This is a genomic window from Streptomyces toxytricini (assembly GCF_014649915.1).
Classification (GTDB): domain Bacteria; phylum Actinomycetota; class Actinomycetes; order Streptomycetales; family Streptomycetaceae; genus Streptomyces; species Streptomyces toxytricini.
Window position 1 is genome coordinate 49,303 of sequence record NZ_BMTY01000027.1, and the last position, 14,281, is coordinate 63,583.

Consider the following 14,281-nt stretch of genomic DNA (forward strand, 5'->3'; position numbering starts at 1 on the left):
CCGAATCCCGGCGGAGCGCGCAGGATTCAGGCCGTCCTTCTGGCCGACCGGCGGCGAATCCTTGGTTTTCCCTTGTCCGCTTCTTGGGCCCCCCTTTACTGTCTGGGGGCGGCGGAGCAAAGCAGCACTCTCGCCGCAATTCCCCATCTATCGGAGGTATCCCATGGAGCAGCTCATCCGCAAGATGACGCAGGACGACGTCTGGAACCGCTGGGTCGCCGCGAACTCCGCCCAGGGGGCGAAGGACGGGTGCATCAGCGCCTCCCCGAAGGCGGGCTGCATCAGCGCCGCCGGCAAGGCCGGCTGCATCTCCTGACGGCCGTGGCGCCCGGCACCGCCTGAGGCGGGGTCCCGAAGGCCGGCACCGCACCGGCAGGGCCGCCCCCTGCCCGCGCCGCCGGCCCGACGGCCCCGCCCGGCGGCCGGGACCGACCCGCCGCTCCGCCGCCCGCCGCCACTTCCGCGCCCCGCACACCCGAAGGTGGTCATGGACGCCACACCCGCCCCGAGCGGCACCCCGGACGCGGACGGACTCCCGTCCGCCGAAGTCCTCGCCTGCATCCGGGACATACCCCTCTACCAGCCCGCCCTCGCCCGCGGCCGCTTCCCGATCCTGGAGAAGCCCGACATCGCCCGCGGCTTCCCCGACAACTGGATGACGCCGCGCCTGGCCGCCGCACTGGAGTCCGGCGAAGCCGAGTACGTCCTGTCGACGGGTACCAACCACGCCCGGATGCAGCTCATCCGGCCCCCGTACTTCCTGCTCCGCTCCTACTACCGGCTGTGGAGCGAGCACCCCGACCTCGCCCACACCTGGGAGAGCGGCTGCCGGCGCGTCTCGCTGACGACCGTCCTCGCCACCGAGCACGTCGCCCGCGTCAACGCCCGCAAGAACGGCACGGAACCCGCGGCCGAGCCGTCCCTCGACGACCGCAGGCTCGACGACCGCACCCTCTACCTCAACCTGAGCCTGGACCCGGGGCAGTGGAGCCGCGACGACGTCGCGCGGATGCTCGCCGAGATCCGCCGCGTCCGCACCGAACACCCCAAGGGCGACTACCACCTGGACTGCTCCGGCTGTCACCTGGCCCACCTCGTGCACCGCGCGGAGGCCTTCGGCCTGTGGAATCCGGAGGACTTTCCCCGCCCGGCGAGCATCGTGACCGCATACGAGTACACCCCGGCCAACGTCCGCCGCTACCTCACCGACCGGTTCGACGTCCCCGTCATCGACCTGTTCGGCAGCACCGAGCTGGGCTACCTCTTCCACAGCGACCGCCACGGCCGCTACCACCCCTACCTGGACCGGATGAGCGTCGAACTGGTGCCCGTCGCCCCCGGCAGCGGCATCCACAGCCTCATCGTCACCAGCATCCGCAACCCGTACATGCCGCTGGTCCGCTACCGCTCCGGGGACTGCGTCCGCACCGCCGACGGCAGTCCCGACCCCGCGCAGATCACCGCCTTCTGCGGCCGGGAGAAGGAGCTGCTCGCCACCCCGCACGGCCCCGTGGCCCACGCCGACGTCGACGGCGTCGTCACCGCCACCGCCCCGCAGGTCTTCCTCGCCCGCCTGGACGTGGCCGCGGGCGACCCCGCCGCACCCTCCCGGCTGCACTACACCACCTTCGACGGCCGCCCCCTGGACGCCGACCGGGCCTCCGCCCTCGCCTCCGGCCTCACCGCCCTGACCGGCCGCCCCTGCACCACCGCCCACCGGGCGCACCTCCCCATCGGCAGGTCGGGCAAGTACGCCTGGCTCGCCGCCCACGACGACCCGGCCGCCGCGCCCGCCGCGCAGCCGCCGCAAGGAGGCACGGCATGAGCCCCCGTACGAGCCCCGAGGCGCTGCGCGCCCTCCTCGGCCCCGTCCTGCACGAGGAGGCCGTCCGGTACGCGGAGGCCCGCACCGGCGAGGGGCGTGCGCACGCCGAGCGGCAGGTCCTGGAGTGCCTGCGCTACCTCCACCTCGTCTCCTCCCACCCCGACCGGCTCGGCGGCCTGTTCCTGCCGGTCGAGCAGGACATCGACGAGATCTGGCACTACCTGATCCTCCAGACCCGCGAATACCGCGCCCTGTGCGAGGAGCGGCTGCCGGGCCGCTTCTTCATCCACCACCGCAGCATCGGCTACCAGGACTACCAGGCGGAGCCGGGGCGGGAGCGGGCCGCCGAGGAGGCGCTGCGCTGGATCCCGCTGTACTGCGCGGAGTTCGGGCCGCTGGACGAGGGCGTCCTGCCGCACTGGACGATCGTCCGGTTCCTGCACGAGAACCTCGGGCTGCCGCTGGCCGAGATCTCGGCGCTGGACGCCGCCGCACCGGAGCCGCAGCCCCAGCCGGCCTCCGCCAGCTGACCGCCCGGGCGGGTCAGCGCGGGAACGGGGTCAGCGGGCGGTCCGGGGAGAGGAGGGCGGAGATGCGCTGGGCGACCGTCTCCGCCGTGTTCCCCTGAGGGGCCCGCGGGCCGGTGGTCGTCGACACCGCGATCGCGAGCCGCTCGTCGGGCAGGTACGCCTGCACGGCCGCGTAGCCGAAGAACGACGGGTTCGTCATCACCCAGCCGTCCAGGACTATCACCCCGACGCCGAAGTGCGCGTCGCGGGTCTGCCGCAGGCACACCGAGGCCGGGCAGTTCACGGTCGCATGCCCCAACCCCACCGTGCCCGGCTCCAGTTGCAGCCGGTACGAGGCGGGGGACAGCAGCTCGCCCGCGCCGACGGCCCGCGCCGACCGGGCGAGGTCGCAGACGTCCATGGTCAGGACCGCCCCGGGGGCCGTCGTCCAGGACGGGTTCCAGTACGTGGAGTCGACGTACAGGCCCTCCGCGTCCTCGGTGAAGGCGTGCAGCACGGGCTGCGGGACGGCCGGCGTGTACCCGTTCCGGGTCTGGCGCAGCCCCGCCGGGCCCATGATGCGCTCCTGCAGGAGCCTGTCCAGCCGCGTCCCGGTGATCTTCTCCAGTGCCGCGCCGAGCAGGACGAAGTTGGCGTGGGAGTAGCTCCAGTCGGTGCCCGGCGGATACCACAGCGGGTGCCGGGTGGAGATCCCGACGAGCTCCTCGGGCGTCCAGTGCCGGTTCGGGTCCGCGCTCAGCTCTTTGACGAACACCGGGTCGGTCACGTAGTCGTGCAGCCCGGAGGTGGAGGTGCCGAGCATCTTCAGCGTGATGCGGTCGCCGTCCGGCAGGTCGGGCAGCCAGCGCGAGACGGGGTCGTCGAGGCGGACCCTCCCCTCCTCGGCGAGCTGCAGCAGGACGACGCCGAGGTAGACGATGCCGACCGAGCCGGCGCGGAAGTGCATGGCGGGCGTGGCGGGTTCGCCGCTGCGGGACTCGCCCACGGCCCCCGTCACGACCTCCCGCCCGTCCACGGCCACACTGAACTGCACGGCCCGGAGATCGAGTTCGGCCTTCGCCCGCTGAACGATGCCGCGGACCTCGCGGGCCGTCGTCCCGTCGGCGGAGGCGGGAGTGGCCACACAGCCGTCGGCAGCGGGAGGGACCGCACCGGCGGGCACCGCGGCCGGAACCTGCAGGGCCGCGGCGGCCAGAGCGGCGACGCAGAGCGGCGCAACCCGTCGGTACCTCATAAAGGCACTATGCGCCCACCGTCGCCCCACCGCGCGCCGGGGCCACGGCCGTGCCGGACGGATCCGCCCGTGGGAGAATGCCGGCCATGACGACGTGAAGGGCACCGGCCCAGTGGCAGCCGTGGCGGAAAGTCGGGAGTTGGGGCACGGTCCCCGACGGCGACCGCCGCGTCTGCACCGCCTGCGGAACGCCCGCGGGCTCCTACCGGTACCGCTGCCACCCGCCCGGGTCCCCCCTGTACGAGCGCTGCATCGGACTCGCCTGGTGCGAGGGCTGCCGGGTCTACTCCTCGGCCCTGGTGCACGTCCCGCGGACGCGTACCCCGGCCGACCCCCTCGCCGCTCTGCCTCAGGGGGAGCGGGAGCGGCTGCTGCGCTCGGAGAGGCGAACGGTCGAGTTCCTGGCCCGCAGGGACCGCCGCGACAGGGGATAGGAGGCCGGCAGGGACCGGCTACGGCAGGGGCGTGCCGCGGGCCGTGGTCCAGAGGGTGTACCACTCCTCGTGGGTCAGGTCGGGGGCGGGGCGCTGCGCCGCGTCGCGGCAGGCGCGGATGCGGGCCGGGTCGGACGTGCCGACGATCGGGGCGATGCCGGCCGGGTGGCGCATCAGCCACCACAGCAGCACCGTCTCGGGCGTCGTGCCCTTCTCCTCTGCCAGCCGGGACAGCAGCGCCGCCGCGGCCCGCTCGGCGGGCGTTTCCTGGCGGCCCGTGAACCGGCCCTGCGCCAGGGCGCCCCAGGCCTGGAGTCCGATGCCGTGCTCGCGGCAGAACTCCAGGGTGCCGAAGGGGAAGCCGTTCGCGGCGGCCTGCGGCGTGTTGAGGAGGACGCCCGCCTCGACCCAGTCGCGGCTGTGCAGGCTCATCTCCAGCTGGTTGGCGACCAGCGGCACGTCCAGCCGTGCCTGGAGCGCGGCGATCTGCGCGGCGCCCATGTTGGACACGCCGAACCGCCGTACGAGGCCCTGCCGGCGCAGCGACTCCAGCGCCTCGGCCGTGTCGTCGGGGTCCGCCAGCGGGTCGGGGCGGTGCAGCAGCAGGACGTCGATCACGTCGGTGCGCAGCCGGGCCAGGCTCTCCTCCACCCGGCGCAGGATGCTCTTGCCGCGCAGGTCGTACATGCCCGGCAGGCCGCCGTCGGGAAGGCGGATGCCGCACTTCGTCTGGACGGTGATGCGGCCGCGCAGCCCGGGGTCGCGGGCGAGGACCTCGCCGAAGACGGCCTCCGACTTGCCGTGCCGGTAGATGTCCGCGTGGTCGAAGGCCGTGATGCCGGCGTCCAGGGCGGCCCGTACGGCGGCCTCCGCCGCGTCGACGTCGGCAGGGCCGTAAGGCTCGGGGCTCCAGGTCCCGCCGAGGCCCATGCACCCGTACAGCACCCGTCCGGCACCGCTCGCATTCGTCGTCATGGACGCCACCTTAGGGCCTGTCCGGCGGATCACGGCCTGGGCGTTCGCCCGCCGGGTCGCGGGGTAGGCGCACGCCATGAGCTATGTCCAACGGGGCCGGGACTACGACCGCGACACCCGGTACCTGACCACGCGGATCACCGCCGACGGCCGCGACGGGTATCCGGTCGAGCCCGGCCGGTACCGGCTCGTCGTGAGCCGGGCCTGTCCGTGGGCCAGTAGGGCCGTGATCGTGCGTCGGCTCCTCGGGCTGGAGGACGCCCTGCCGATGGCGGTCGCCGGGCCCGTCCACGACGAGCGCAGCTGGACCTTCGACCTCGACCCCGGCGGCCGGGACCCGGTCCTCGGTATCGAGCGGCTCCGCGAGGCCTACCTCGCGCGGGACCCGGCGTACGACCGCGGCATCACCGTGCCCGCGGTCGTCGACGTGCCCACCGGCGAAGTCGTCACGAACGACTTCGCGCAGATCACCCTCGACCTGTCCCTCGAGTGGACCGCCCACCACCGCCCCGGCGCGCCCGACCTGTACCCGGCCCCGCTGCGGGGGGAGATCGACGCGGTGAACGACCTGGTCTATCGGGACGTGAACAACGGCGTGTACCGCGCCGGCTTCGCCGGCTCCCAGGCAGCGTACGAGGCGGCGTACGACCGCCTCTTCGACCGGCTCGACCGGCTCGGCGAGCGGCTGACCCGCTCCCGCTACCTGGTCGGCGACACCGTCACCGAGGCCGACGTGCGGCTCTTCACCACCCTCGTGCGGTTCGACTCCGTCTACCACGGCCACTTCAAGTGCAACCGGCACAAGCTCGCCGAGCTGCCCGTCCTGTGGGCGTACGCCCGGGACCTGTTCCAGACCCCCGGCTTCGGGGACACCGTCGACTTCGACCACATCAAACGGCACTACCACCTCGTGCACACGGACATCAATCCGACCGGGATCGTCCCGGCCGGCCCGGACCTCTCCGCGTGGCTCGCCCCCCACGGCCGGGCGGTCCTGGGCGGCCGTCCCTTCGGCGACGGGACGCCACCCGGTCCCGTCTCCCCGCGGGAGACGGTCCCCGCGGCCCACACACCCCTGGGCACGGCCTCCGACGGGACACCGCCGGTGCCGGTCGCTCCGGGTGCGGCTCGCGTCCGGAGCGGGACGTGATCAGCCCGCCTCCAGGGCGTCGGCCTGTTCGACCAGATCCGCCGCCACGTCGTCCCAGTCGGGACCGAAGACCTGAAGGACCATGGCGGCCTCCCGCATCAGCTCGGGCTCGTCCGGCCGTTGCAGCAGCACCAGCCGGTATGAGAGGTTGCGTATCCACACGGGCAGGTTGCCGTCGGTGCACTGCGGGCAGAGCTCGCGCAGCATGGCGAGGATGGCGTCCGCCCCGGCGAAGGTCAGCTGCTCGACGAAGTAGTGCTCCCGGTGCTCCCGGCTGCATTCCGGTGTCGGCCGGTACTCGTCTCCGTAGAGGCACCGGGCGTGCTCTGTGAGGGTGCTGTGCACGGCCCCCATCCTACGGCGCCGTGATCGACGCACGGGTCCCGGCCGGGAACGCGCAGGCGGGGCCGTGCCGACCCCGCCTCACTGCCGACCGGCTCGCGCGCTCCGCGCGCATTTTCCGGACCCCGCCGTGCATGGGAGGCCTCCGGCTGGAAAGGGGCCCGGCATGAACGAATACGGACGGCAAGGCAATCCCGACCCCGACCCGGCGGTCACCCCGGGGCCGGCCGCGGGCGGTGGCGTGCAGCCGGGGGAGACCCCGCCGGGCGAGTCGAGCACCGCCGGCGGCGCGGGGCCGTACCGGCCGCTCAAGCGAGGCTGGGCCGGCGGGCCGCTCACGATCATCGTGATCGTGGCCGTGCTCTGCGCCCTCTTCTTCCTCGCCTACGCGATCATGGTCGCGCTCTGAGCCCGGCGGACCGCTCCGCGGGGGCGTACTCCCCGCCGTGATGGAACAGTGGGAGGGGTGCCGGACGGATCGGAGGGTTGCGGAGGATGTCCACCAGCGGGGAGATGTTCGGGGCGCCGTGCTGGGTGAGCCTGGCCACCCACGACCTCGCCTCCGCCGAGGCCTTCTACGGCGCGGTCCTCGGCTGGACCTTCCGCACGACCCGCCTCGGCGAGGAGTTCCGCGTGGCGCTCCAGGACGGCGTGCCGGTGGCCGGCATCGGCGCCGTCGTGCCGCGGCTCGGGATCCCGATGGCCTGGACGCCGTACTTCGCCGTCGAGGACGCCGACGTCACCGCCGCACGGATCCGCGAGCGCGGCGCCACCACGGCCGTCGGCCCGCTGGCCTTCGCCACCGGCCGGGCCGCGCTCGCCGCCGACCGGGAGGGCGCGGCGTTCGGCTACTGGGAGGGCGAGGTGGTCTCCCAGTGGACGTCCGCGGAGGACGGGGCGGCCTGGGCGGAGCTGCGCTCGCGCGACCCGTTCGCGTCCGCCGTCTTCTACGGGGAGGTCCTGGACTGGGCGACCGGACGTCCGGGCTCCCTGGACGTCGCGTACGAGCACGACCACGTCGTCGTCCGGCGCGGCGCCACTACCGTGGCCCGGATCAGCGGGGGCGCCGTCGGCGGCGACCCGGACCCGCGGATGCGCCCCCGATGGTGCGTGCACTTCGCCGTGCCCGACCTGGAGGAGGCGGCGGACCGGGCGGTCCGGGCGGGCGGCCGGCAGGCCTCGCCCGTCGAGCAGACGCCGACGGACCGGCGGATGGTGATGCGGGACAAGGCCGGCGCGCTGTTCACGCTCACCGAGGTCCGCGACGCCGACGCCTGACGGCTCCGCGGGGCGTCACGCCGGGTGGCCCGCCCGTACGTGCCAGACGTCGTGGAGCGTCAGCAGCTCCGGCGCCGGGCCGGGACCGGGCGGGGACTGCTCCACGGGGTCCAGCAGGAACCCGACGTGGTCTCCGCCGTCGACGCGCGCGGTGATCCGGCTGACGAACCAGGCGCGGGCCCCGTCGAGCAGCGGCGTCCCGTCGGCGGCGGGCCGCCACGCCACCCGGGCGAACTTGTCCACGCGGTCGCCGGTCTCGCCGCCGAACAGCTCGGCGAGCGGCAGCCCGCCGCGGTCGACGAGGTGCACCGCCAGGCTCTCGGCAGCCCCCGCCACCCGGAAGGTGTGGTTGAGCCGGGAGAGCCACACGACGAAGCGCGGCGGTCGGATCGAGCACTGCCCGGCGAACCCCACCAGGCATCCGGCGGGCTGTCCGCCCGCCTGCGCCGTGACGATGCAGACCGTGTTGTCGAGCAGATCGGTGAACCGGTCCAGGCCCGTGTCCGGCACGCGCACCACCTCCCGCCCCCTGCCTACCCGCTGCCGCCGCGTTGATCCCCGCCGGCCGAGGGATTCGGGCGGCCCGGGGGAGCTGTGCGGCGGCGGGGCCGGCCGCGGTTGCGGCTGCGCCGGACGCGCAGCCGGCTCACCCGCAGGCGCCGCTCCGCCTCCGGGTCCCCGGCCGCGAGCTCGGCGATCGCGGGATGCGGGCGGAGGGCGGCCATCCGGGCCTCGACCGGGTCGGGCCGTCCGCCGGCCGGGTCCGGCACCTTCCCGTACCGGTCGAGCAGGACGAGCTGCGCCACGACCGCGAGGCCCGCGGCGACGGCCGCGAGCCACTCGACCGGGCCGCGCGGGACGCGGTCCGCGACGGCCGCCGTCGTGAACGCCATCCCGCCGATCAGCAGCAGCGCCGCCATCGCGGCGGGGCAGCCCGGCGGACGGGGCGGTGCGGGCCGCAGCGCCTCCGCCGCGGCCCGCGGCGCGTGGAACTGCTCTCGCGCGGAACGGAGTTCGGCGTCGCGCTGTTCCAGGTTGCCGAGCGCCGCCGGAGCCGTGCGCCGGCGCAGCGCGGCCAGCAGCGCGTCGGGCAGCGGATGCCCCGCACCGCGGCCCGTGTCCGCCCCGCCGCCGGTGGCGCGCAGATTGCCGCGGTGGTTGACGGTGGCGAGCCCGTCCAGGACGAGGCGGGCCGCCGCGGCCTGCAGGTCGTCGCCGTACCACCCCTGCCCGGAGGCGGCGTGGTACGGGTCGACGTCCATCAGCGCGCACCGCCGGGCCGCCGCGCGGTACCGCCGCCCGTACCGCCAGCCGCGCAGGACGACCAGCCCGTACAGCAGCGCCGCCAGCGGCAGTTGTACGCAGGCGAGGGCCACGGTCATCGTCATGGTCATCAGGCTATGAGCGGGCCTGCCGGGGCGCGCACCCCCTTTTCCGGGGGCGTTTCAGTCGACCAGGACGCCCGGGTTGAGGATGCCCCGCGGGTCGAGCGCGGACTTCACGGCGCGCAGCGCCAGGGCGAAGGGTTCGGGGCGCTGGAGGTCGTAGCCGGGGCGGTGGTCGCGGCCGACGGCGTGGTGGTGGGTGATGGTGGCCCGGTGGCGGTGCAGGACCTCGTTCGCGACGGCCTTCAGGTCGTCCCACAGGGCCGCCTCGTCGCCCGGCCGGCCGGCCGCGAGGACGGTGAAGTAAGGTGCGGCGCCGTCCGGATACACGTGCGTGAGACGGCAGTTGACCGTCGCCGGGTACCCGGTGGCCTTCGCGGCGGCCGCTCCGACCTCGCTGCGCACCGCGTCGATCAGCGCGGGGATCCCGTCCCAGGTTGCGGCCGTTTCGAAGGTTTCCGCGACGGCGCCCATACGGGCCAGCCCGTCGCGCAGGTACGGCATCCGCAGGAACGCCGAGCGCCACGCGGCCACGGCGGCGTCGCCGCCCGGACGGCCGCCGCCGCCCGCGGCGCCGGGGCGGCCGCCGTGGGACCGGGCCAGCCCGACGGCCCGGTCCAGCAGGCCGCCGACGGGTGCGTCCGCTGACTCGAAGCCGAGGACGAGGACCGCCGACCCGTCCGCGCGGACACCGGACAGCGCCGCCTCCCCGGCGTCCAGCAGACGGCAGTTGGCCGGCCGGAGGTCGGACTGCGCGATGGCCCGCACGGCGTCGAGCGCGGCCCGGAAGCCGGTGAAGGCGAGCGACGCGGACGCCTTGTGCCGGGGGCGTTCCACGAGGCGGACCCACGCCTCCGTGATGACGCCGAGGGCCCCCTCCGAGCCGATGAACAGGCGGTCGGGGGAGGGGCCGGCCCCGGAGGCGGGCAGCCGCCAGGAGGCGCTCACCCCGGCCGGCGTGACGACGCGCAGCGACTGGACGGAGTCGTCGATGTGCGTGCGGCCGGTGGCGTAGTGGCCGCCCGCGCGGGTGGCGATCCAGCCGCCGAGCGTGGAGAACTCGAAGCTCTGCGGGAAGTGCCGCAACGTCAGCCCGTGCGGCCGCAGTTGCTGCTCCAGGGCCGGTCCGAGGGCGCCCGCCTGGATGCGGGCGGCCCGGCCGTGGGCGTCGACCTCCAGGACGCGGTCCATGCGGGTGAGGTCGAGGGAGAGCACGGCGTCGTGGGCGTCGCCGCGGTACTCGACGCCGCCGGTGACGGACGAGCCGCCGCCGTACGGGACGACGGCGATCCGCCGGCTGCCGGCCCAGTCGAGGAGGTCGGCGACGTCCTGTTCGTCCGCAGGGCGGGCGACGAGGTCCGGAATGCGGCCGGGGCAGCCGCGCAGCGCCCGTACGACGTCCCGGTACGCCTTCCCCCTCGCGTGGGCGGCCCGGACCTCGGCGTCCGCGGTGACGAGGTGGGCGAGGCTCGCGGGCGGCTCGGCGGCGGGCCCGCCGATGCGCAGGTCGCGGACGCGCGGCACGGGGAGCGGGCGGGGCAGGGTGCCGGGGAGCAGGGCGCCCATCGCGGCGCATTCGGCGTCGTCCGGATGGGCGTCGGCATACCCCCAGCCCCACCAGGAGCGGGGGCGGGACGACGGCTGCGCGGTGGTGCCGGCCATGGTGGGCTCCGGGGTCGGATCCCGCCCGGGTGGGGCGGGGTGCGGATGCGGCGGCTGGTGCGGCTGGTGCTGTTCGTGGTGGCTTGCGGGGCGTTGGCGCGAGCCGCAGCCAAGCGAACTTACCAAGGGGTAAATTACTTACTGTTAATATCCGTTCATGGCAACCCCCCGATCCAAGGCCGGCACCAAGGGCGTCCCCCGCCGGGACCGCCAGCAGCAGATCCTGGAGGCCGCCACCAGGGAGTTCGGCACCCGCGGCTACACCGCCGCCTCGCTCGCCGCGATCGCCGCGCAGGTCGGCGTCACCAAGACGCTGCTCCACCAGTACTTCGGCACGAAGGAGGCCCTGTACACCGCCTGCCTGGCCCCGGTCGGGGAGCGCATCCTGGACGCCGTCACCACCGCGATGGGCTCCGGCGGAACGACCGGCGAGACCCCGCTGCGGGTCCTGAACGGCATCTTCACCGCTCTGGAAGGGCAGCGCGAGGCGTGGTTCGTGCTGTACGACACCACCCTGCCGGCCGGGGGCGAGGCGGCCGCCCGCGCCGCCGGGTACCGCGGGGCGATCGACCGGCTCGCCGCCGACGGAACCGCCGACCTGCTCCGCCGCTCCGGCTCCGCCGACCCCCTCGACGCCGACGCCCTCGCGTACGTCTGGCGGGACGTGGTGGCCACCCTCGTCCGCTGGTGGACCAAGCACCCCGAGCAGTCGCCCGAGGCGATGACGCAGCGCTGCGCCCGCCTCTTCGCGGCCGCCGCCGCCCTCACGGCCGCGCCCGGCACCGTCACCGGCAGCGGCTGAACGGCGCCGACCGGGAGCCGATCGGGAGCCGATCGGGGGCGCGCCGTCGGCCATCCCTTCGGCCGGATCCGCCCGTTGTGCGGGCCCGCCGGCCCGTGAAGACTGGGGCTCCCGGTACAGCCGAGCGGCACGCCCGCGGTACGACGCCCCCAGGAGAGCGCATGGACACGGCCGCGCCCCGGCCCCCCGCCCGGCCCGCCCACGGGGAGCCGGATCTCGACGCGGCCGTCGTCGGAGCCGGCTTCGCCGGCCTCTACCAGCTCCACCTGCTGCGCCGGCTCGGCCTGCGCACGCGCGTCTTCGAGGCCTGCGACGACATCGGCGGAACCTGGTACCGCAACCGCTACCCCGGGGCCCGCTGCGACATCGAGAGCGCGGCCTACTCGTACTCGTTCTCGCCCGAACTCGACCAGGAGTGGGAGTGGAGCGAGCGGTACGCCGCCCAGCCGGAGATCCTCCGCTACCTCCACCACGTCGCCGACCGCTTCGACCTCCGCCGGGACATCACCCTCGGCACCCGCATCGACCGCGCCGTCTACGACGCGGCCCGCCACACCTGGCGGCTCACCACGGCCACCGGCGAGACGGTGACCGCCCGGTTCGTCATCCTCGCCACCGGGTGCATGTCCGCCGTCAAGACCCCGGACGTCCCCGGCGCCGACACCTTCGCCGGCCGCACCCTGCACACCGCCGACTGGCCGCACGAGGGCGCCGACCTCGCCGGCCGCCGCGTCGCCGTCATCGGCACCGGCTGCTCCGCCGTGCAGCTCATCCCGGTCCTCGCCGAACAGGCCGCCGCCCTCACCGTCTTCCAGCGCACCCCGGTCTACGCCCTGCCCGCCCACAACCGGCCCCTGACCGCCGCGGAGACCGCCGAGCTGAAGGCGCGCTACCCCGCGTACCGGGCCGCCCAGCTCCGCTCCCGCGGCGGCACCCTCGTCGAACCGCCCACCGGATCCGCCCTCAAGGCCGACGAGGCCGAGCGCACGGCCGCGTACGAGGCCGGCTGGAACTCGGGCCTCCTCAGCGGCCTGCTGCGCACCTACACGGACATCCTCACCGACCGCGCGGCCAACGAGACCGCAGCCGAACACGTCCGCGCGAAGATCCGCTCGATCGTCGCCGACCCGGCGACCGCCGAGGCGCTCTCCCCGCGCACGTACCCCTTCGGCACCAAGCGCCCCTGCCTCGACAGCGGGTACTACGCCGCCTACAACCGCCCGCACGTGCGGCTGGTGGACCTCGCCCGGACACCCCTCACCCGGATCACCCCCGGGGGGATCAGGACCACGGAGGGCGAACACCCCGCCGACGCCATCGTCTTCGCCACCGGCTTCGACGCCCTGACCGGCTCCCAGCTCGCCGTGGACATCACCGGCAAGGACGGCCTGACCCTGAGGGAGAAGTGGGCCGACGGCCCCCGCAACCACCTGGGGCTGCTCTCCGCCGGCTTCCCGAACCTCTTCACCGTCCTCGGACCCCTCAGCCCGTCCGTCCTCAGCAACGCGGTCTTCTCCATCGAACAGCACGTCGAATGGATCACCGACTGCATCGCCCACCTGCGCGGCGCCGCACTCACCGAGATCGACGCCACCCCCGAGGCCGAGGACCGCTGGTGCGCGCACGTCGCGGAGACCGCCGCCGCGACCCTCTACCCGGACACCGCCTCCTGGTACACCGGCGCGAACGTACCGGGCAAGCCGCGGGTGTTCCTCGCGTACGCGGGCGGCGCCGACCGCTACCGCGAGGCGTGCGAGGCCGCCGCGCGGGACGGCTACCGCGGCTTCGCGCTCTCCGCCGCGCCCCCGCGCTGAGCACGATGGCGCGGCGGAGAGCGCGAACCGCGCGCCGCCGGCCGGGTGAAACGCGCGCCCCTCCGCACGGCCGGTGCGCCGCCCGGCGGCAACGGCAAAACCCGAGCTCGCGGCCGGTGCGCCGGGCCCTCGTCCGCCCCTTCGGCGGACACGCCGGCCCGCCCGGGCACCCCGCGCACGGCAGTAGCCTGGCCGACGCCCCCAGCCCCGTCTCCGCCCCGCGCCAGGGTGCGGACGCTCGGTGCGGCGCGCCCGGCCCACCCAGGAGGATCCACCGTGGCCCCCATCGCGACACCGGTACTCACGCACAAGCTCCGGCACATGTTCGCCCTGCTGGACACGGACCGGGACGGCTACCTCACCGCCGCCGACCTGCCGGCCGCCGCGGACCGCATGGCCGCCGCCCTGCCCGCCGGACAGGAGAAGGCCGAGCGGCTGCGCACCGCCCTGGGCCGGATCTGGGAGGCGCACCTGCGCCCCATGGCCGGCGACGGCACGGGCCGGCTCGGCCTCGCCGCGTACGAGCGCGGCGTCCGCCAGGCCGTCGCCACCGCCCCCGCGGCCTTCCTCACCGCGGTCCACGAGGCGGCGGCCGCCTGGCTGGCCCTCTGCGACGCCGACGGCAACGGCAGGATCGTCCTCGACGAGTACCTCCGCATGGGCGAGGCACTCGGCGGGATCGCCCGCGAGGACATGGAGGACGCCTTCGGGCGGCTCGACCGCAGCGGGGACGGCGGCCTGGACCCCGTCGACGTCCACGCCGCCGTCATCGAGTTCTTCACCAGTGACGACCCCGAGGCCGCCGGGAACTGGCTGTACGGCCCGCTCTGAGGCCGCGGCGTGCGGGCCG

15 protein-coding genes are annotated in these 14,281 nt (G+C 75.1%); 9 read left to right on the forward strand and 6 right to left on the reverse strand.

Going from position 1 to position 14,281, the window contains the following annotated elements; all coding sequences use genetic code 11:
- Window positions 1-163: 163 nt before the first annotated feature.
- The 3 genes from IE170_RS28455 (at window position 164) to IE170_RS28465 (ending at window position 2,355) form a co-directional block, all read left to right on the forward strand.
- Window positions 164-316: a hypothetical protein gene (locus tag IE170_RS28455; RefSeq protein WP_189812337.1), complete on the forward strand. Its 153-nt coding sequence runs from the start codon at window positions 164-166 to the stop codon at window positions 314-316.
- Between the two features lie 171 nt (window positions 317-487).
- The gene (locus tag IE170_RS28460) at window positions 488-1,825 is read left to right on the forward strand and encodes a phenylacetate--CoA ligase family protein (protein ID WP_189812338.1); all 1,338 of its coding nucleotides are present in this window, start codon (window positions 488-490) and stop codon (window positions 1,823-1,825) included.
- Window positions 1,822-2,355: a glycine-rich domain-containing protein gene (locus IE170_RS28465; protein WP_189812339.1), complete on the forward strand. Its 534-nt coding sequence runs from the start codon at window positions 1,822-1,824 to the stop codon at window positions 2,353-2,355. Before IE170_RS28460 ends, IE170_RS28465 begins: the two co-directional genes overlap by 4 nt.
- Window positions 2,356-2,368: 13 nt before the next feature.
- Here IE170_RS28465 and IE170_RS28470 read toward each other — a convergent pair whose 3' ends face one another.
- Both IE170_RS28470 and IE170_RS28475 read right to left on the reverse strand, forming a co-directional pair.
- Window positions 2,369-3,589, reverse strand: coding sequence for a serine hydrolase domain-containing protein (locus IE170_RS28470; RefSeq protein ID WP_189812340.1), 1,221 nt, complete (start codon window positions 3,587-3,589; stop codon window positions 2,369-2,371).
- 452 nt (window positions 3,590-4,041) lie between these two features.
- Window positions 4,042-4,998: an aldo/keto reductase gene (locus IE170_RS28475; RefSeq protein ID WP_223855756.1), complete on the reverse strand. Its 957-nt coding sequence runs from the start codon at window positions 4,996-4,998 to the stop codon at window positions 4,042-4,044.
- Window positions 4,999-5,074: 76 nt separating this feature from the next.
- Here IE170_RS28475 and IE170_RS28480 point away from each other — a divergent pair, with 76 nt between their 5' ends.
- On the forward strand, window positions 5,075-6,148 hold the full coding sequence (locus IE170_RS28480; protein ID WP_189812341.1) for a glutathione S-transferase family protein: 1,074 nt from the start codon (window positions 5,075-5,077) through the stop codon (window positions 6,146-6,148).
- On the opposite strand, the gene IE170_RS28485 is transcribed toward IE170_RS28480, so the two are convergent.
- Window positions 6,149-6,493, reverse strand: a complete 345-nt coding sequence (locus IE170_RS28485) for a hypothetical protein (protein WP_189812342.1) — start codon at window positions 6,491-6,493, stop codon at window positions 6,149-6,151.
- Between the two features lie 163 nt (window positions 6,494-6,656).
- On the opposite strand from IE170_RS28485, the gene IE170_RS28490 reads away from it, so the two are divergent.
- Both IE170_RS28490 and IE170_RS28495 read left to right on the forward strand, forming a co-directional pair.
- Complete coding sequence (locus IE170_RS28490) at window positions 6,657-6,899, forward strand: DUF6480 family protein (protein WP_125541517.1); 243 nt, start codon at window positions 6,657-6,659, stop codon at window positions 6,897-6,899.
- A gap of 86 nt (window positions 6,900-6,985) precedes the next feature.
- Window positions 6,986-7,768, forward strand: coding sequence for a VOC family protein (locus IE170_RS28495; RefSeq protein WP_189812343.1), 783 nt, complete (start codon window positions 6,986-6,988; stop codon window positions 7,766-7,768).
- A gap of 15 nt (window positions 7,769-7,783) precedes the next feature.
- On the opposite strand, the gene IE170_RS28500 is transcribed toward IE170_RS28495, so the two are convergent.
- Genes IE170_RS28500 through IE170_RS28510 form a run of 3 tightly spaced genes read right to left on the reverse strand, consistent with a single transcriptional unit; the run spans window position 7,784 to window position 10,815 of the window.
- A complete protein-coding gene (locus tag IE170_RS28500) occupies window positions 7,784-8,278 on the reverse strand; it encodes a flavin reductase family protein (protein ID WP_229885245.1) in 495 nt (164 codons plus the stop codon).
- 23 nt (window positions 8,279-8,301) lie between these two features.
- Complete coding sequence (locus IE170_RS28505) at window positions 8,302-9,156, reverse strand: hypothetical protein (protein ID WP_189812344.1); 855 nt, start codon at window positions 9,154-9,156, stop codon at window positions 8,302-8,304.
- A gap of 57 nt (window positions 9,157-9,213) precedes the next feature.
- The gene (locus IE170_RS28510; protein WP_189812345.1) at window positions 9,214-10,815 is read right to left on the reverse strand and encodes an FAD-binding oxidoreductase; all 1,602 of its coding nucleotides are present in this window, start codon (window positions 10,813-10,815) and stop codon (window positions 9,214-9,216) included.
- A gap of 157 nt (window positions 10,816-10,972) precedes the next feature.
- On the opposite strand from IE170_RS28510, the gene IE170_RS28515 reads away from it, so the two are divergent.
- The 3 genes from IE170_RS28515 to IE170_RS28525 all read left to right on the forward strand — a co-directional run bounded on the left by IE170_RS28515 (window position 10,973) and on the right by IE170_RS28525 (window position 14,262).
- Complete coding sequence (locus IE170_RS28515) at window positions 10,973-11,617, forward strand: TetR/AcrR family transcriptional regulator (protein ID WP_189812346.1); 645 nt, start codon at window positions 10,973-10,975, stop codon at window positions 11,615-11,617.
- A gap of 161 nt (window positions 11,618-11,778) precedes the next feature.
- On the forward strand, window positions 11,779-13,431 hold the full coding sequence (locus IE170_RS28520; RefSeq protein WP_189812347.1) for a flavin-containing monooxygenase: 1,653 nt from the start codon (window positions 11,779-11,781) through the stop codon (window positions 13,429-13,431).
- A 276-nt stretch (window positions 13,432-13,707) separates the two neighbouring features.
- Window positions 13,708-14,262 (forward strand): EF-hand domain-containing protein, encoded by a 555-nt coding sequence (locus IE170_RS28525; RefSeq protein ID WP_189812348.1) that lies wholly within the window; start codon window positions 13,708-13,710, stop codon window positions 14,260-14,262.
- The last annotated feature ends 19 nt before the right edge of the window (window positions 14,263-14,281 follow it).

Bases quoted from the DNA above. Each gene is read 5' to 3' on its own strand.
- IE170_RS28455 (WP_189812337.1), top strand. From the start codon at position 164: ATGGAGCAGCTCATCCGCAAGATGACGCAGGACGACGTCTGGAACCGC.
- IE170_RS28460 (WP_189812338.1), top strand. From the start codon at position 488: ATGGACGCCACACCCGCCCCGAGCGGCACCCCGGACGCGGACGGACTC.
- IE170_RS28465 (WP_189812339.1), top strand. From the start codon at position 1,822: ATGAGCCCCCGTACGAGCCCCGAGGCGCTGCGCGCCCTCCTCGGCCCC.
- IE170_RS28470 (WP_189812340.1), bottom strand. From the start codon at position 3,589: ATGAGGTACCGACGGGTTGCGCCGCTCTGCGTCGCCGCTCTGGCCGCC.
- IE170_RS28475 (WP_223855756.1), bottom strand. From the start codon at position 4,998: ATGACGACGAATGCGAGCGGTGCCGGACGGGTGCTGTACGGGTGCATG.
- IE170_RS28480 (WP_189812341.1), top strand. From the start codon at position 5,075: ATGAGCTATGTCCAACGGGGCCGGGACTACGACCGCGACACCCGGTAC.
- IE170_RS28490 (WP_125541517.1), top strand. From the start codon at position 6,657: ATGAACGAATACGGACGGCAAGGCAATCCCGACCCCGACCCGGCGGTC.
- IE170_RS28495 (WP_189812343.1), top strand. From the start codon at position 6,986: ATGTCCACCAGCGGGGAGATGTTCGGGGCGCCGTGCTGGGTGAGCCTG.
- IE170_RS28505 (WP_189812344.1), bottom strand. From the start codon at position 9,156: ATGACGATGACCGTGGCCCTCGCCTGCGTACAACTGCCGCTGGCGGCG.
- IE170_RS28510 (WP_189812345.1), bottom strand. From the start codon at position 10,815: ATGGCCGGCACCACCGCGCAGCCGTCGTCCCGCCCCCGCTCCTGGTGG.
- IE170_RS28515 (WP_189812346.1), top strand. From the start codon at position 10,973: ATGGCAACCCCCCGATCCAAGGCCGGCACCAAGGGCGTCCCCCGCCGG.
- IE170_RS28520 (WP_189812347.1), top strand. From the start codon at position 11,779: ATGGACACGGCCGCGCCCCGGCCCCCCGCCCGGCCCGCCCACGGGGAG.